The following is a 17,134-nucleotide window of genomic DNA, read 5'->3' on the forward strand; positions in this document are numbered from 1 at the left end:
ATGTATGTTGCGGTCAAAGGCGGCGAAAAAGCCATCGCCAACGCTCACCGTCTGCTCGCCGACCGGCGCCGCGGCGACCGGTCTCTGCCCGGAATGACGCTGGAGCAGATCGTCGAACAGCTCGCGCTTGCCGTTGACCGGGTGATGTCCGAGGGCTCGCTCTATGACCGCGAGCTTGCAGCGCTGGCGATCAAGCAGGCGCGCGGCGATCTCATCGAGGCGATCTTCCTGGTCCGCGCCTACCGCACGACGCTGCCGCGCTTCGGCACGTCGGTGCCGGTCGAGACCTCCGAGATGTCTGTCGAACGGCGCATTTCCGCGACCTTCAAGGATCTGCCGGGCGGTCAGCTGCTTGGTCCCACCTTCGACTACACCCACCGGCTGCTCGATTTCGCGCTTGCCGCCGATGGCGAGACGGAGTTGCCGGAAATGGGTCCGGTCGATGACGGACCGATGCCGCCAGTGTCGTCGCTGCTCGCCGGTGAAGGTCTGCTCGAAGAGGCGCTTGTTGTCGACGATGCCGCACCGGTCGGCGATCTGACGCGCACGCCGCTCGAATTTCCCGCCGACCGCGATCTCCGCCTGCAGAACCTGGCGCGCGGCGACGAAGGGTTCCTTTTGGCGCTCGGCTATTCGACGCAGCGCGGCTATGCCCGCTCGCATCCCTTTGCCGGCGAGATCCGCTGCGGCGAGGTCGAGGTCGAGTTCTTCGTCGAGGAACTCGGCTTTGCCGTGCCGCTCGGCCGCATCCAGGTGACCGAGTGCCAGATGATCAACCAGTTCAAGGGATCGGCGAAGGCGCCGCCGCAATTCACCCGCGGCTACGGGCTGGTGTTCGGCCAGTCTGAGCGCAAGGCGATGGCGATGGCGCTGGTCGACCGCGCGCTGCGCGCCGGGGAACTCGGCGAGGAACGCACCGCGCCGGCACAGGACGAGGAATTCGTGCTGTCGCATTCCGACAACGTGCAGGCGACCGGCTTCGTCGAGCATTTGAAGCTGCCGCACTATGTCGACTTCCAGTCGGAGCTCGAACTGGTGCGACGGATGCGGCGCGAATTCGCCGAGCGCGAGGCCGACGAGGGTAGCGAGCGGGAGGCGGCGGAATGACCGAGAGCTTCGAACAGGCCTACAATTTCGCCTATCTCGACGAACAGACGAAGCGGATGATCCGTCGCGCGATCCTGAAAGCGATCGCGATCCCCGGCTATCAGGTGCCGTTCGCCAGCCGCGAGATGCCGATGCCCTATGGCTGGGGCACTGGCGGCGTGCAGGTGACGGCGGCGGTGATCGGGCCGGACGATGTGTTGAAGGTCATCGATCAGGGTTCCGACGACACCACCAACGCGGTTGCCATTCGCGGCTTCTTCGTCAAGACGACCGGGGTCGCGACGACGACGGACACCGACGAGGCGACCGTCATCCAGACCCGTCACCGGATCCCCGAAACGGCGCTGAAAGCCGGTCAGATCCTCGTCTATCAGGTGCCGATCCCGGAGCCGCTGCGGTTCCTCGAGCCGCGCGAGACCGAGACGCGGACCATGCATGCGCTCGAGGAATACGGGCTGATGCATGTGAAGCTCTATGAGGACATCGCCAAACACGGTCATATCGCGACGACCTACGCCTATCCGGTCAAGGTCGACGGGCGCTACGTGATGGATCCCTCGCCGACGCCGAAATTCGACAATCCGAAAATGCATCGTTCGGCGGCGCTGCAATTGTTCGGCGCCGGACGCGAGAAGCGCATCTACGCGATCCCGCCGCATACCGATGTGGTCAGTCTCGACTTCGAGGATCATCCCTTCGAGGTGCAGAAATTCGACGAGCCCTGCGCGCTGTGCGGCGCCGAGGGCGTGTTCCTCGACGAGGTGATCACCGACGATCACGGCGGACGGATGTTCGTGTGTTCGGACTCCGATTATTGCGAGGACCGCCGCGCCGTCGGCCATGCCGGGGCGATGCTGGCGCCGCCCGAATGGGCGGAAAAGACGGAGGCCGCATCGTGAGCAAGGTCGAGATCGCATCCGACGCGCCGCTGCTGGTTGCCTCAGGCGTGTCGAAGAATTACGGCGCGCGCGTCGGCTGTCGCGATGTCAGCTTTTCGCTGTGGCCGGGCGAAGTGCTCGCTATCGTCGGCGAGTCCGGCTCGGGCAAGACGACGCTGCTCAATTGTCTGGCGACACGTCTCGCGCCGAGCGGCGGCAGCGTCGAATACCGCATGCGCGACGGAAGGCTGCGCAATCTCTACAGCCTGTCCGAAGCCGAGCGGCGTTTGCTGATGCGCACCGACTGGGGCTTCGTGCACCAGAACCCGAGCGACGGGCTGCGCATGACCGTGTCGGCCGGCGGCAATGTCGGCGAACGGCTGATGGCGGTCGGTGATCGTCACTACGGCAAGATCCGCGACAAGGCGACCGACTGGCTCGGCCGGGTCGAGATCGCGGCGGAGCGCATCGACGACGATCCGCGCGCCTTTTCCGGCGGCATGCGCCAGCGGCTGCAGATTGCCCGTAATCTGGTGACCGGTCCGCGGCTCGTCTTCATGGACGAACCGACCGGCGGTCTCGATGTTTCGGTGCAGGCGCGCCTGCTCGATCTCCTGCGCGGGCTGGTCGCCGATCTCGGTCTGGCGGCGGTCGTCGTCACTCATGATCTCGCCGTCGCGCGCCTCCTGTCGCATCGCATGATGGTGATGAAGGCGGGCGAGGTGATCGAAGAGGGGCTGACCGATCAGGTGCTCGACGATCCGCAGGCGCCCTACACCCAGCTTCTCGTTTCCTCGATCCTTCAGGTTTGAATAGGCCGGCCATGCTTGCGCGACTCGATCTCACAGGGGTTGGAAAATCCTTCACGCTGCACCTACAGGGCGGCGCGCGTCTGCCGGTCATTTCCGGTGTCTCGCTCAGCGTCGCGACTGGGGAATGTGTCGTGCTCGGCGGTCCGTCCGGCGCCGGCAAGAGCTCGATCCTGAAGATGATCTACGGCAATTACCGCTGCGAAGAGGGCGAGATCCTGGTGCACAGCGATGGCGGCACGGTCGATATCGCGACCGCCGAGCCGCGCGACGTTCTCGAATTGCGGCGCACGACGCTCGGCTATGTCAGCCAGTTCCTGCGCGTCATTCCGCGCGTTTCGGCGCTCGATCTCGTTGCCGAGCCGCTGCTCGAAGCGGGCAACAGCGAGACGGCCGCGCTGGAGCGTGCCAAGGTCCTGCTCGCCGGCCTCAACGTGCCGGAGCGGCTGTGGACGCTTGCGCCGGCGACCTTTTCCGGCGGCGAGCAGCAACGCGTCAACATCGCCCGCGGTTTTGCCGCCGAACGCCCGGTGCTTTTGCTCGACGAACCGACCGCCTCGCTCGACGCCGTCAACCGCGAGGCCGTGGTGCGGTTGATCGACGAGAAGAAGGCAGCGGGCACAGCGATCCTCGGAATCTTCCACGACGAGGATGTTCGCGATCGGGTCGCCGACCGCGTCGTCGACGTCACCCGCTTCGCGGCGGCCGCCTGATGGATACGAAGGCGGACACGCGGCTCGGGATCGAGCCTGTTGTCGCCGACGGTGCCGTTCTGACGGAGGCTGAGCTCGGCCGTTACACCGAAGTGGGCGAGCGCACCCAAATCAGCCATTCGCGGCTTGGCGACTACAGCTACATCATGCGCGATGGCGATGTTCTCTTCGCCGATATCGGCAAGTTCTGCTCGATTGCGTCCGCGGTGCGCATCAACGCGTCGAATCATCCGACCTGGCGGGCGACGCAGCATCATTTCACCTATCGCTCCGCCGACTATTGGGGTGAGCACGAATTCGACGACACGATCTTTTCCTGGCGTCAGGAGAATGCGGTCGCAATCGGCAACGATGTGTGGATCGGGCATGGCGCCACGGTGATGCCCGGGGTCACCGTCGGCGATGGCGCGGTGATCGGATCGGGCGCCGTCGTTACCCGCTCGGTCGCGCCCTATACGATCGTTGCCGGGGTGCCAGCAAAGCCGATCCGCCAACGGTTCGAGCAAGGCATTGGCGACCGGCTGCAGGCGCTTGCCTGGTGGGACTGGGAGCATGAGCGGCTTGGTGCGGCGCTAACCGATTTCCGACAGCTTTCGGTCGAACAATTTCTCGAAAAGTACGCGTAACCAACACTGTTTCTGACGGACTCTGAGCGCACAGAATGCAGCTCATGGGTGGAATCCGGGGACTGTCACCAAACAGTCATCCGCGTTTTGCAGAAGTGTCACCGAAGATCGCTATCGGCTAGTTCCAGCAAATTTAGCGGGGACGCGGCATGACCGATATCGTCGTAAACGACTTGTCGAAGGCTTTCGGGCGCAAGCAGGCGCTGAAGAACGTCTCTCTGTCGGTCGAGTCCGGCGAAATGGTTGCGCTGATCGGCGCGTCGGGCTCGGGCAAATCGACGCTCATCCGCCACATGATCGGCCTTGAAAAGGGCGATACCGTGAGCGAAAGCACCGTTTCCGTCGGCGGAACGGTTGTCCAGAAGCGCGGTCAGATCCAGAGCGACGCCCGCATGGTGCGCCGCCGGGTCGGCGTCGTCTTCCAGCAGTTCAACCTGGTTTCGCGACTCAGCGTTCTCACCAATGTGCTGATCGGCCTGCTCGGTCATATCCCGGCCTGGCGCGGTACGCTCGGCTGGTTCAGCGGCGATCAGAAGCGCTCCGGCATGGCGGCGCTGCACCGGGTCGGCATCGCAGACACGGCTCTGCAGCGTGCCTCGACGCTGTCGGGCGGTCAGCAGCAGCGCGCCGCGATCGCCCGCGCGCTGGTCCAGAAGGCGGAAATCGTGCTCGCCGATGAGCCGATCGCCTCGCTCGATCCGGCCTCGGCCAAGCGGGTCATGGAGACCCTGACCGAAATCAACCAGAACGACGGCATCACCGTCGTCGTCTCGCTCCACCAGGTCGAATATGCCCGTCGCTTCTGCCCGCGCACGATCGCCATGCGCGATGGCGAGATCGCCTATGACGGCCCGTCGACCGCGTTGAGCGATGACTTCCTGCGCGAACTTTACGGCGAGGCCAGCGAGGAGCTGGTGCTGCCTGAAGGACCGATCGCCGACGCGTATCCGGTGGTCGCCAACCCGGTTCCGGCCTTTGCCGGAGCGTAGTCAATTCCGCATGACAACTCTTTCCTTCAACGGGAGCCAACTCTGATGAACTTCTTTGCCAAGGGCGCGATGGCCGTCGCCCTCTCCGCCGCGCTCGTCGCTCCGGCGATCGCCGAAACCACCGAACTGAACTTCGGCATCATCTCGACCGAATCGACCCAGAACCTGCGTACCCAGTGGGATCCGTTCCTCGCCGAAATGGAAAAGCAGACCGGCCTCAAGGTGAAGCCGTTCTTCGCCAGCGACTATGCCGGCGTCATCGAAGGCATGCGCTTCGGCAAGGTCGACGTTGCGTGGTTCGGTAACAAGTCGGCGATGGAAGCCGTCGACCGCTCGGGCGGTGAAGTATTCGCCCAGACCGTCGACGTCGAGGGTAACCCGGGTTACTGGTCGCTGCTCTTGACCCAGGCCGACAGCAAGCTGAACTCGCTCGAAGACGTCCTGAAGTGCGATGGCACGCTGAACTTCGGCATCGGCGACCCGAACTCGACCTCGGGCTTCCTCGTCCCGACCACCTTCGTGTTCGCCAAGAACAATGTCGACCCGAAGAAGTGCTTCAAGACCGTGCGTAACGCCAACCACGAGACCAATGCGCTCGCGGTTGCCAACAACCAGGTCGATGTTGCCACCAACAACACCGAGAACCTCGCCCGCATCGAGAAGAACCAGCCGGAAGCCTTCAAGAACATCAAGGTGATCTGGAAGTCGCCGCTGATCCCGTCCGACCCGCTGGTCTGGAAGAAGGATCTCGACTCCGCGAAGAAGGACAAGGTCTACACCTTCATCATGGGCTATGGCCGTCTCGGCGCGCCGGAAGAAGTCGCCAATGCCCGCAAGGTGCTGGCTGGTCTCGCCTGGGCGCCGTTCAAGCCGTCATCGGACGCGCAGCTCTATCCGATCCGCGTTCTCTCGATCTCCAAGAACATCTTCAAGATCCAGGGCGACGAGAAGATGTCCGACGCGGAGAAGAAGGAAGAGATCGCCAAGCTCGAGGCCGAAAAGGCCAAGTATGAAGAGCTGATGGCTTCCGTTCCGCAGATGTAAGTCTGACGCGAATAACGGGCGGTGCCGGCCAATATGCCGGCGCCGCTTTTTGTATCCGGCAGGCACTGCCGCACGAGAACCGGACCGGCCCATGACCCCGACGACGCTCAACACATCCGAAATCGCAAAGATCGCGATCCCGAAAGAAGACCTCGGGCGGCGTGCCTATCGCTGGCTGATGTGGGCGGCGCTGCTGGGACTTCTGGTGTGGGGCTACTATCCCGCGGAAGTGAACCGCTGGCCGTACCTGTTCACCGATGCGGGCAACATGGCGTCCTATGCCGAGGGATTCCTGTCGCCGAACTTCCGTGATCTCGACGTCTATATCGACGAAATGATCCTGACGGTTCAGATCGCCATCTGGGGCACCGTCCTGTCGGTCTTCGTTGGCATTCCCTTCGCGCTGCTGGCCTCCAACAATATCGCCCCGGTGTGGGTGGTGCAGCCGGTGCGCCGGCTGATGGACGCGGCGCGCGCCATCAACGAACTGGTCTTCGCCGTGCTGTTCGTCGTCGCTGTCGGCCTCGGGCCGTTCGCCGGCGTGATGGCGCTGTTCGTGCACAATCTCGGCATCGTCGCGAAGCTCTTCTCCGAGGCCGTCGAGGCAATCGATCCTCGCCCGGTCGAGGGCATCCGCGCGACCGGCGCGAGCAAGCTGCAGGAGATCATCTTCGGCGTGGTGCCGCAGGTGCTGCCCTTGTGGATCTCGTTCTCGCTCTATCGCTTCGAGACCAATGTGCGTTCAGCAACTGTACTCGGTCTGGTCGGCGCCGGCGGCATCGGCCAGATCCTGTTCGAATCGATCCGTGGCTTCTACTACGCCGAAACCGCTGCCATCCTGCTCGTCGTCGTCGTCACCGTGTCGATCGTCGACATCCTGTCACAGCAGCTGCGCAAACTCGTCATCTAGGTCGCCGGGTCCGGTGCGCTGTCCGCAAGGCGGTCCTCTCGGCCGCCTTGGCTTGAAGGAATGAACTGAATGAAAAAACCGCCCGCAGAACTGGTTCTGACCAATGCGCGCATCGTACTGCATGACGAGGTCGTCGAGGGCACGCTGGTCGCCCGCGATGGGGTGATCGTCGAGGTGTCGTCAGGCACTGTCGAGAACGGTCTCGACTGCGAGGGCGACCTGGTCGTACCGGGCCTCGTCGAGCTGCATACCGATCATCTCGAAAATCACTATGCACCGCGCCCGGGCGTGCGCTGGAACCCGATTGCCGCCTTGCAGGCGCATGACGCGCAGATCGTTTCCTCCGGCATCACCACGGTGTTCGATGCGTTGCGCGTCGGCTCGGATGCGGATTCCAAGAAGCTCGGCCAGGAAATGCGCACGCTCGCGACCGCAATCGAAGGCGCGCGCGGCGCCGGCCGGCTTCGCGCCGACCACCTCATCCACCTGCGCTGCGAGCTGTCGTCAAGCGATGTCGCGGAAGAAGCCGAGCCGTTCTTCGCCGATCCCAATGTGCGCCTCGTCTCGCTGATGGACCACACGCCGGGCCAGCGCCAGTTCGTGCGGCTCGACAAGTTCAAGGAATATTACCAGGGCAAGACCGGCATGTCGGATGCCGACCTGGAAGCCTTCATCGCCGAGCGGCTCGAGCAGCACGCGAAATATTCGGCGGTGAACCGGGCGGCGGTCATCGCCGGCTGCCATGAGACGGGAATCGTGCTGGCGAGCCATGACGACGCGACGGCGGCGCATGTCGAGGAAGCGATCAATGACGGCGTCGCGATCGCCGAGTTCCCGACGACGGTGGAAGCTGCCCGCGCCTCGCACGAGGCCGGCATGAAGGTGCTGATGGGCGCGCCGAACGTGGTCCGTGGCGGCTCGCATTCGGGCAATGTTTCCGCGCTCGACCTCGCACACCACGGCCTGCTCGACATCCTGTCGTCGGATTATGTGCCGTTCAGCCTGCTTCAGGCCTCGCTGTCGCTGCCGCGGCTGGCGCCGGAAATCTCGCTGCCCGAGGCGGTGCGCACCGTGACGTCGACACCGGCCGAAGCCGTTGGCCTCACCGACCGCGGCCGGATCGCGGCCGGCCTGCGTGCTGATCTGGTCCGGGTCAGCGACGACGAGTCGGGTGTGCCGATCGTGCGCGAAGTCTGGCGCGAAGGCCGGAGGGTGCAATGAGCGCGATCGAACGGATCATCGCGACGCTGTCGTCGGACGGGCACGAGATGTATGGCGGTGAGGCCGTGACGCAGCTTCAGCACGCGCTGCAATGTGCGGTGTTCGCCGAACAGGCGGGCGCGCCCGAGGCGCTGGTGATAGCCGCCCTTTTGCACGATTACGGGCATCTGGTTGCCGGCGACGAGGGCGCCGCCGAAAAGGGCATCGACCTGTGCCATGAAAAACTCGGTGCCGAATTCCTCGCCAACTGGTTCCCGCCGGCGGTGACCGAGCCGATCCGCCTGCATGTCGCCGCCAAACGCTATCTGTGCGCGGTCGATCCGGACTATTTCGAGACGCTGTCGCCGGCCTCGGTCACCTCGCTCAAGGTGCAGGGCGGGCCGTACAATGAGGACGGGGTCGAGCGCTTTCGCCGCAATCCGTTCTGGCAGGACGCGGTTAAACTGCGCGCCTGGGACGATCTCGGCAAGGATCCGGAGATGAAAACACCGCCGCTCGATGCCTATCGGGACATGCTGAACCGGGTTGCGGGGTCACAGGGGCCGGCATGACGGCTGATACGGCACTGATGGATGCGATGACGCAGGGCAGGCGCCCGGACGACGGCAAGGTCGGTCCCGGCCGGCTGGTGCTTGTCGTCGGTCCGTCGGGTGCCGGCAAGGACACCCTGATCGCCGGTGCGCGTGAGGCGTTGGCCGTCGATGCGGGCTTCGTCTTCGCGCGGCGGTTGGTGACGCGGCCCGCCGATCCGGCGCTCGAAGATCACGACAGTATCGACGAAACGAATTTCGATGCCATGCGCGATGCAGGTGCCTTCGCGCTTTCCTGGCGGGCCCACGGGCTGTGCTACGCGGTGCCCGGCACGGTCGATCAGGCCATCGGCAAGGGCGCGACGGCGATCGCCAACACATCGCGCACGGTGATCGGCGAAGCGCGCGCGAAGTATCGCGACCTGCTCGTTGTTCAGGTGACCGCGCGGTCCGAAGTGCTGCGTGATCGGCTGAGCCGGCGCGGGCGGGAGACAGCCGCCGATATTGAAGAACGGGTGGCGCGCGCCGCGGCCATGGCGGTTTCCGGCCCGGATGTCGTGACTATCGACAATTCTGGCGATATCGACGAGGCGGTCGCCGTCTTCCTTGCCGCGATCCGGGCCTAGCTGGTCCGGCAGGCGTGTCCGTTCAGGACTGTTCGCCGCTATTGGTCGGAAACAGAAGCGTTACCCGCAATCCCGGCTTGTTGTCCTCGAGCAGCAATTTCGCGCCGTGCCAGCGCGCGACGGCGGCGACGAAGCTGAGGCCAAGACCGAAGCCCTGTTTCTCGCGGTTGGCCACATAACGCACGAAGCGTTCGAGGATCGCGGCGCGCTTGTCGAGCGGGATGCCGGGGCCTTGATCGCTGACGGCAAGGCCGACACCCTCGGCGCGGTGGGCGGCGGTGATCGTGACCGTGCCGCCCTTCGGCGAGTATTTGATCGCGTTGTCCAGGAGATTCGCGGCGGCCTGTGAAATCAGGTGGGCGTCGCCGAAGACCACAAACTTGCCGGTGCCACTTTCCGGCGTGTCGCCAAGCCGGGCCTCCACGGTCACCTCGGCGTCTTCCGCGAGGGCATCGAACAGGTCGACCAGCTCCTCGACGATTTCGCTGAGGTCGACCGGCGTCTGCGCGACTTTCAGCGTGCCGCTTTCGATGCGCGCGATCTTGAGGATGCCGTTGAAGGTTTCGACGATGCCGTCGGTCTGGGCGATGGCGTCGTTCAGAACCGCGCGGTATTCCTCGCCGCTGCGGTCGGCCATCAGCGCCACTTCGAGGCGGCCGCGCAGGCGGTTGAGCGGGGTTCTGAGGTCGTGGGCGATGTTTTCGGTGACGCCGCGCACGGTGTCGACGAGCTGCTCGATGCGCGCGAGCATGGCGTTGATGTTGCGGGCGAGGTGGTCGTATTCGTCGCCGCCCTCGCCGATGACCTTGGTGCGGCCGGAGAGCTTGCCGCTCAAGACTTCCTCGGCGCGGACATTGATCGGCGACAGGCGGTTCTGGCCATAGCGGGCGAGAAAGACACCGACAGCGATGCCGAGCAACAGGTCGGCAATGACGATGCCGGCCGCTGAGCCGTTGAAGATGCGTATGAAGTTGTCCCGCTCGCTTAGCGAGCGGCCGACCATCAGCCGGCTGCCGTCATTGAAGGAAAGCACGCGAACCCGGGCGTTGGTCGCGGCGTGGTCGATGGCGATGTCGGCGACTTTTCCGGAAACCGGCGCGTCCGCAGGCCATTTGGTCAGATTGCCGGTGAGGGTCCCGTCAGGGCCCTGCAGCAGATAGAGGCGCAGGGCGTCGTCGTGTGGCGAGGCGCGGTCGGCAACGGTGCGGCTGAGCGCCTCGTAGCCCCCCTCGCCGAAGGCGACATTCATGTCGACGAACTCGCGGTCGAGCGCGCCGCTGATTTCGGTGTCGAACACGCGATGCATGCTCCAATAGAGCACGCGCAGTCCGCCGACACTGAGCAGCACGAAGACGAGGCTCGCCAGCACGGTCAGCCGGAAGGTTGTCGTATGGAACGGGTTAATCCGCACGGATGCAGTATCCTTCGCCGCGAATGGTGTGAATGAGCGGGGTGTCGAAGTCCTTGTCGATCTTGCGTCGGAGCCGGCTCATCTGAACGTCGAGAACCTTCGTTTCGGGATCGAAACGGTATTTCCAGACCCCTTCGAGGAGCATCGAGCGGGTCACCACCTGGTCGGCGCGGCGCATCAGGAATTCGAGCAGGCGGAACTCGCTTGGCTGCAACAGGATATCTTCGCCGGCACGGGTGACGGTGCGCGCCATGGCGTCGATTTCGAGATCGCCGACGCGCAGCACCGTCTCGGGCGCGGCTTCCTGGCGGCGGGTGATCGCTTCAAGGCGGGCGAGCAGCTCAAGGAAGGAAAACGGCTTGGCGAGATAGTCGTCGCCGCCGGCGCGCAGGCCCGCGATGCGGTTGTCGATGTCGTTGAGAGCGGTGAGAAAGATCGCCGGCGTCATGATGTTTTCCGCCCTCAGTCCGGCGACGATGTCGAGGCCGTCACCGTCGGGCAGCATGCGGTCGACGACGAGCGCGTCGAAGCCGCCATTCTGCGCCGCTTCGAGGCCGGCGGCGAAATCGGCGGCGCACACCGCCTCGTGGCCGCTTTGCTCCAGGCCGTCCGAAATGATGGTCCGACCCTCGGGATCGTCTTCGATGACCAGTATCCTCATAGTCTCGTTCCCAATCGTCCGCGCTTTCCAAGGTATCCGATAAGTAACTATTTTTACAGCGGAACCCGGCGTAGAGTTCGGCTCATCGATCAACTCAGTATCGGCCGACCGTCAAGGCCGCCGACCTTTGCCCGGAGCGGAGAGGCATCCGGGCGAAGCGGGAAGAGTGTGCCTCAATACCTGACGCCTCTCACCTTGGAGAAGACCCGTGAAAATGGCTTCCACGCCCCTTCGCGCCAGCGTGCCCCTCGATCAGTTGGCTGGCGATCTGAACCTGCAGGACGAAAACGGCGGATCGAACGGATGGCGTCTCGCCTTCGGGTCGCTCGCCGCGCTCGTCATTGCAGTGGCGTTGACCGATGAACTCCTTTCGCTGACGCCGCATGGCGATCGTCTCGCCATCGCCGTCGCATCGCTTGCAGCGCTCGTTGCCTTTGCCTGCAGCCGGCTCAACCGGCAACCGACCTTCACAGCCCAGGGCACTTCGTCGCGTCGTCCGCTCGGCTGGTCCGACTCCGTTTAGCCGGTCAGTCGGTCTCAGTCGGGTTGGGCGGCGTGTCCATCCACCCGCGAGTGCTCTGAACTCCCCGCCGGACGCTGGTGCGCCCGGCGGGTTTTTTTCGCCGAAAAACGGGGAAAAGACCGGATGGGGTGACTGCCTGGCCCAGGGGAACCGGTACGTACTCAGGCAGCCTGGTCGTCTTCCCGCATATCGGCGAAACCGGGTTCCAGTTTTCCCTTGCGCGCGCATTCGACGAACACGTTCAGCGGGCAGCTCTGACAGATGCCGTGGTTGAGCTTGTTGTAGACGGTGCGAAAGGCTGTGGTCTTGGAATCGAAGACATTGGCGTGGCCGATCGTGTCGAGATAGCCACCCTGTTCAAGCACGTTGAGTACGAAGCGGTTGGGGCCGATGAGATAGAGCGCGGCGCCGCGTTCGCGGTAGCGTTTCGCCATCTGCGCCAGCATTTCGGCGCCGGCGACATCGATGAAATTCACCCCCGCCATGACAATCGCCAGGTGGCGGCAGTCGGTGGCGCGCTTCTCGCACCTGACCAGTTCATCGCGGAAGGCGTTGACGGCGCCGAAGAACAGCGAGCCGTTGAAGCGGATCATGTGGAACTGCGGGCACTCGGGAAGATCGGAGCGGGTCTCCGTCATCTTGCGGCTGGTGCTCGCCGGATCCGGCACCAGATGGACGATGCGCGGGTTCGAGGTGCGATAGAGATAGACCACCAGCGACAGGCCGACGCCGGCGAGAATGGCGAACTGGACCTGAACGAACACCGCGACCAGCAGGGTCCACAGCAGGATGCCCGCTTCCGGCCGGCTGGTCTTGAGGATCTGGGCGATGTTCTTGCGGTCGATCAGGTCCCAGCCGATGAGGAACAGCGAGGCGGCCATTGCCGGATAGGGCAGGTAGTGGGCGAGCGGCGCGGCGACCATGATGATACCGGCGAGCGAAAGGCCGGCGATCATCGCCGACATCGGCGTGCGCGCGCCGGCGGAATAGTTCAGGGCGCTGCGGTTGAAGGACGAGGACACGACGTAGCCGGAGAAGAAGCTGCCGATGGTGTTGGCGAGCCCCTGGCCGATGAACTCCTGGTTCGGATCGACATGCTGGCCGCTGCGCACGGCGAGCGCGCGCGAGATCGAGACCGACTCGTTGAGCGCGGAAATGGCGAGCGCCAATGCGGTCGGCAGCAGCAGGGTCCAGGTTTCGAGGCTGAAGGTCGGCATCGACAGCGGCGGCAAATGCGACGGCAGGTGGCCGACTGTGGCGATGTCGGCGCCGGCGTAGGTGTTGAGCGCAAGACCGGCGAGGCTGCCAACCAGCAGAGCGACGATCATGAAGGGAACGCGCGGCACGAAGCGCTTGACGGCGACGCCGGTGGCAAGCGTGGCGAGACCCACGATCAGCGATGCGCTGTCGACCTCGGAGAAATGAGCGAGAACGTAGGGCACGATATCGTAGGTCGGCAGGCCCTTCGGCAGGGTCATGCCGGTGAAATTGCGGATCTGGGTCAGGATGATGACGATGCCGACGCCGGCGGTGAAGCCGACGATGACCGAATGGGAAATGAAATTGACGATGGCACCGAGGCGGAACACGCCGAGCATCAGTTCCATCAGCCCGACCATGAAGGCGAGCGTGATGGCGAGCTGGACATAGTCGTGGGTGCCGGCACCGGCAAAGGCGGTGAGAGAGGTCGCGAGCACCAGAGAGGCCGTGGTGCTCGGCCCGGCGACGAGGTGCCAGGACGATCCGAACAGGGCGGCGATGATGGTCGGCACGATCGCCGCGTAGAGACCGTATTCCGGCGGCATGCCGGCGATGGTGGCGAAGGCGACGCCCTGCGGCAGTACGATGATGGCACCCGTCAGGCCGGCGATGAGGTCGGCGGGCAGGGTCTTGCGATTGACCATGCCGAACCAGCCGATATGCGGCACGGGTATGTGGAAGCGCAGGGGAAGGCGGTGCGACTTTCCGGGAAGGTGGATGAACGACATGGCAGCGCCCCTTGCGGTCCCCGGCCTGCTGTCGCCCACTGACTGGTCACGACGACCGGTTCGACTTCACTTCAGACGAAAATCCGTCTCGGGCATCGCGCGCGCGATATCGGGCTCGGCAAAAACGACCGGAGGCCACGGCGGGGAGACCCGCAGCGGTTCAAAGGTGTTCAGCTGTCGATGATCGAGCCGCTTCGTCGCATTCCGATCCGCTGAGAGGGTCGGACCGGGGCGCTCAGCCATTGCGGGCAATGGCATTTGCCGAAGAATTTTCGATACTTGACGCGAAAAATAGCGGATCAGCGCGGGCTAAAATAGTAAATTATTGGATACCTTGGCAGCGACCGGGATCACCGGGTGGTGCGGGCGGGTTGTGGGATGCGCGCACGGCACTTGTCAAAAGGCAAGGCAGCCATTGTGACGCAGTTCTTTTATGGCGCCGTCGTCGGCAATATGGCGACAAAATGGGAAACGGGATTTCTTGGGGGAGCCCCGCTGCACAGAAAGGGCGGTGAGGGGCTGCAGGAATGGGGCGCGTGATACATAGGGAAACCTTTATCCGCCGAATTCGGCGCAGCGGGTTTGCGAGCTATGTGGCGGTGTTCGCCATGTTGCTGCAGGCTGTGTTCGCGGCCGAACACATTTCCGCAATGTCGGTTGCGTCCGCCCGCGGCGCGGCCGATGGGTTGCCTCTCGGTTTCCTCGAGCTGTGCACGGCGCGCGGGTTCACGCCGCTCACCCGGACCGGTCAGCCCGGTAGCGACCTGCCGGCACCGACATCGCCCGGCGGGTCCGGCAAGACCTGCGTCCTGTGCGGGTCCGCCAGTGTCGCTGGCGCGGTCGCCGCGCCTGAAGCCGGCATTGTTCCTCTTCCTCCGTCGACCTTCGCCTGTTCGCTCAGCCGTCCAGCCCACGAAGCGCCCTTCAGCCAGCCGCGCTTCGCGCTCGTACCGATACGTGCGCCGCCCGCGTTTTCTTCGATCTGACCAATCCTTTTCCGCCGGACTTGGGAAAGCCGACGCGCTCGCCGTGTTGTGCTGCTCTGATAGCCGGTTGGAAATGCGCCAAACTCATTCGAAGGAAACGAAAAAATGGAACGACGCGTTGTTCGCGCCGGCGCTGCCGCCAAGGGCGTAGCCACCAAAACCGCACTTGCCGCTTCCGTCAGCCTGGCGGCCCTGCTCTGTCTGCCGACTGTCGGCGCGCTTGCCGCCGATCTTGACATGGACTCCGGTCCGATGATGGAGGGCATGGTCAAGAAGCCGATGCCTGCGCCGCCGCCGATCGGGGTGCTCGGCACCCGCGTGATGAAGCAAGGTAAGGTGACGGCCGCCATCCGCTACAAGCGAATTGAGAAGGAAGGTCTGCTGCAGGGTAGCGACTCGATTTCGCCGGAAGCCGTTGCGCTCACCGTGCCGAATGCCTTCCTGCTTCCGCCGACCATCCGCGTCGTGCCGCTGAAGTCCTCGGTGGATGTGGCGGCGGCCAGCATCGCCTATGGCCTGACAGATGATCTGACCATTTCGGCGATGGTGCCGTATTTCAACAAGAAGGTCGACATGCTGACCTTTGCCGGCATCGCCGGCAGCACGCGGCTCGGCGTCAACACGCTGAATTCGGACGGCTTCGGCGACGCCAGGATCGGCAGTGCCTATCGCCTGTTCGACACCCCGGTGCACCATTTCGTGCTCAACATGGGCGTCAGCCTGCCGACCGGCAGCATCACCAAGGAAGACATGGTTCTGCAGCCGGATGGTACGACGCCGGTGCGTCGTCTCGGTTACGGCCTGCAGCTCGGTTCGGGCACGGTCGACGCGCTGCCGGGCCTCTCCTACTGGGGCAGCACGGGAGCCTGGCAGTGGGGCCTGATGTATCGCGGCAATCTGCGGCTTGAGTCGTCCAACAGGAATGGCTGGCGCCGTGGCCACATGCACATGGTGTCCGGCTGGGTCGGATACAGCCCGACCCCGTGGCTGGATACGTCCGCCCGCCTCACCGGCACCACCGAAGGCGCGGTCAAGGGGCACGATCCGCTGATTGACGGCGCCGGCGTTGGCCGTCAGCCCGGCAACTATGGTGGAGAGACCGCCGATCTGTTCCTCGGCCTCAACGTGCATGGCGAGAAGGGGGTCTGGAAAGGCCGCCGCCTCGGCGTGGAAGTCGGCATTCCGGTCTACCAGAACGTCAACGGCGTCCAGCTGGAAAAGGACTATTCCGTGTCCGCCGGCCTGACCTGGACGTTCTAGATCGCAGGATCAGCGAAAGCCGTGAATGGAGGCGTCGGCATCAGCCGGCGCCTTTTTCCTTTCGGGTGAGATGAGTTCCTGTCGGGGGCGGTCGGTCACGCCTAGCCGTTCGCGAGATCGCTCAACTGCGCGGCGTCGCATCTGAATGCGTTCGGCTTGTCTTCCGCGATCAGCCCCTGGCGCTTGAACTCGGCGATGGTGCGGCTGGCGGTTTCCGTCGTCACACCGAGCACGGCGCCGACATCCTCGCGGCTGAAGAGCTGAATGTGCTCGGGGCCGTTGTCCTTCGCCAATTGCAGGAACAGGCGGGCGACGCGCTGGCGCGCCGAACCGGTCGAGAACTCCGCGACCCACATGTCGGCGGTGGTGAGCGCCGATTGCCAGCGGCGCATGAGGTCGTCATAGAGCCGGCGGTTTTCCATCGAGAGCTGCTTCACCAGCCTGGCCGGGAAACGGCAGACTTCGGTCTCGACAAGCGCGATGGCGTCATGATGGTAGGGCTCGCCGAGCAGGGTCTCGAGGCCACAGACATCGGTTGCCTTCAGCAGCCGAACGATCCGCATGGTGCCGTCGGGCAGGTAGGTGACGAGCTTCACCAGGCCCTTGCGGATGGTGAACATATGCGCCTGCGTGCCGCCGGCCTGGAAAATCATCGCGCCGGGTTTGAAGCTGTTCTGCGTGATCGGCGTGTGGATGGTGCGGAAGTCAGGCTCGGTGAGCCCGGCAAAGAGCGCGCCGGCGCGCAGCGTGCAGCTTTGGCAATCGGCGGTGCCGGACCAGGCTTGCGAAACGGTGATCTTGTTCACGACGCGATTTCCGGCTGCAGAACGACATTCAGGGCGCGCCGCCTTC

18 protein-coding genes are annotated in these 17,134 nt (G+C 64.4%); 14 read left to right on the forward strand and 4 right to left on the reverse strand.

Annotated features, from left to right (window positions below):
• The 11 genes from C0606_08555 (at position 1) to phnN (ending at position 9,453) form a co-directional block, all read left to right on the forward strand.
• The gene (locus C0606_08555) at positions 1-1,107 is read left to right on the forward strand and encodes a carbon-phosphorus lyase complex subunit PhnI (protein PLX38255.1); all 1,107 of its coding nucleotides are present in this window, start codon (positions 1-3) and stop codon (positions 1,105-1,107) included.
• Entirely contained in the window at positions 1,104-2,006 is a 903-nt protein-coding gene (locus tag C0606_08560) for a carbon-phosphorus lyase (GenBank protein PLX38256.1), read from the forward strand. Before C0606_08555 ends, C0606_08560 begins: the two co-directional genes overlap by 4 nt.
• On the forward strand, positions 1,976-2,797 hold the full coding sequence (gene phnK / locus C0606_08565) for a phosphonate C-P lyase system protein PhnK (GenBank protein PLX38257.1): 822 nt from the start codon (positions 1,976-1,978) through the stop codon (positions 2,795-2,797). The genes C0606_08560 and phnK overlap by 31 nt, the downstream gene beginning before the upstream one ends.
• Positions 2,798-2,808: 11 nt before the next feature.
• Positions 2,809-3,507, forward strand: a complete 699-nt coding sequence (gene phnL / locus C0606_08570; GenBank protein ID PLX38258.1) for a phosphonate C-P lyase system protein PhnL — start codon at positions 2,809-2,811, stop codon at positions 3,505-3,507.
• The gene (locus tag C0606_08575; protein ID PLX38259.1) at positions 3,507-4,133 is read left to right on the forward strand and encodes an acetyltransferase; all 627 of its coding nucleotides are present in this window, start codon (positions 3,507-3,509) and stop codon (positions 4,131-4,133) included. The genes phnL and C0606_08575 overlap by 1 nt, the downstream gene beginning before the upstream one ends.
• A gap of 149 nt (positions 4,134-4,282) precedes the next feature.
• Positions 4,283-5,122, forward strand: a complete 840-nt coding sequence (phnC, locus tag C0606_08580) for a phosphonate ABC transporter ATP-binding protein (protein PLX38260.1) — start codon at positions 4,283-4,285, stop codon at positions 5,120-5,122.
• A 45-nt stretch (positions 5,123-5,167) separates the two neighbouring features.
• Entirely contained in the window at positions 5,168-6,166 is a 999-nt protein-coding gene (phnD, locus tag C0606_08585) for a phosphonate ABC transporter substrate-binding protein (protein PLX38261.1), read from the forward strand.
• Between the two features lie 91 nt (positions 6,167-6,257).
• Positions 6,258-7,076 carry a phosphonate ABC transporter, permease protein PhnE gene (gene phnE / locus C0606_08590; GenBank protein PLX38262.1) on the forward strand — a complete coding sequence of 273 codons (819 nt, stop codon included), beginning with the start codon at positions 6,258-6,260 and terminating at the stop codon, positions 7,074-7,076.
• Positions 7,077-7,145: 69 nt separating this feature from the next.
• A complete protein-coding gene (locus C0606_08595; GenBank protein PLX38263.1) occupies positions 7,146-8,297 on the forward strand; it encodes a phosphonate metabolism protein PhnM in 1,152 nt (383 codons plus the stop codon).
• Positions 8,294-8,848, forward strand: coding sequence for a phosphohydrolase (locus tag C0606_08600; protein ID PLX38264.1), 555 nt, complete (start codon positions 8,294-8,296; stop codon positions 8,846-8,848). The genes C0606_08595 and C0606_08600 overlap by 4 nt, the downstream gene beginning before the upstream one ends.
• Positions 8,849-8,865: 17 nt before the next feature.
• Positions 8,866-9,453 carry a phosphonate metabolism protein/1,5-bisphosphokinase (PRPP-forming) PhnN gene (gene phnN / locus C0606_08605; protein ID PLX38265.1) on the forward strand — a complete coding sequence of 196 codons (588 nt, stop codon included), beginning with the start codon at positions 8,866-8,868 and terminating at the stop codon, positions 9,451-9,453.
• A gap of 22 nt (positions 9,454-9,475) precedes the next feature.
• Here phnN and C0606_08610 read toward each other — a convergent pair whose 3' ends face one another.
• Together C0606_08610 and C0606_08615 are read right to left on the reverse strand one after the other, a co-directional pair.
• A complete protein-coding gene (locus tag C0606_08610) occupies positions 9,476-10,864 on the reverse strand; it encodes a two-component sensor histidine kinase (protein ID PLX38266.1) in 1,389 nt (462 codons plus the stop codon).
• Positions 10,854-11,525: a DNA-binding response regulator gene (locus tag C0606_08615; GenBank protein ID PLX38267.1), complete on the reverse strand. Its 672-nt coding sequence runs from the start codon at positions 11,523-11,525 to the stop codon at positions 10,854-10,856. Before C0606_08615 ends, C0606_08610 begins: the two co-directional genes overlap by 11 nt.
• A 214-nt stretch (positions 11,526-11,739) precedes the next feature.
• On the opposite strand from C0606_08615, the gene C0606_08620 reads away from it, so the two are divergent.
• Complete coding sequence (locus C0606_08620; protein ID PLX38268.1) at positions 11,740-12,048, forward strand: hypothetical protein; 309 nt, start codon at positions 11,740-11,742, stop codon at positions 12,046-12,048.
• Positions 12,049-12,209: 161 nt separating this feature from the next.
• Here C0606_08620 and C0606_08625 read toward each other — a convergent pair whose 3' ends face one another.
• A complete protein-coding gene (locus C0606_08625; protein PLX38269.1) occupies positions 12,210-14,036 on the reverse strand; it encodes a sodium-independent anion transporter in 1,827 nt (608 codons plus the stop codon).
• 593 nt (positions 14,037-14,629) lie between these two features.
• On the opposite strand from C0606_08625, the gene C0606_08630 reads away from it, so the two are divergent.
• Together C0606_08630 and C0606_08635 are read left to right on the forward strand one after the other, a co-directional pair.
• The gene (locus C0606_08630) at positions 14,630-15,022 is read left to right on the forward strand and encodes a hypothetical protein (protein ID PLX38270.1); all 393 of its coding nucleotides are present in this window, start codon (positions 14,630-14,632) and stop codon (positions 15,020-15,022) included.
• 105 nt (positions 15,023-15,127) lie between these two features.
• Positions 15,128-16,282 (forward strand): hypothetical protein, encoded by a 1,155-nt coding sequence (locus C0606_08635; protein ID PLX38271.1) that lies wholly within the window; start codon positions 15,128-15,130, stop codon positions 16,280-16,282.
• Between the two features lie 101 nt (positions 16,283-16,383).
• On the opposite strand, the gene C0606_08640 is transcribed toward C0606_08635, so the two are convergent.
• Positions 16,384-17,088, reverse strand: coding sequence for a Crp/Fnr family transcriptional regulator (locus tag C0606_08640; GenBank protein PLX38272.1), 705 nt, complete (start codon positions 17,086-17,088; stop codon positions 16,384-16,386).
• Positions 17,089-17,134 lie beyond the last annotated feature (46 nt).

It is taken from the genome of Hyphomicrobiales bacterium, from assembly GCA_002869065.1.
Taxonomy (GTDB): domain Bacteria; phylum Pseudomonadota; class Alphaproteobacteria; order Rhizobiales; family Rhodobiaceae; genus Rhodobium.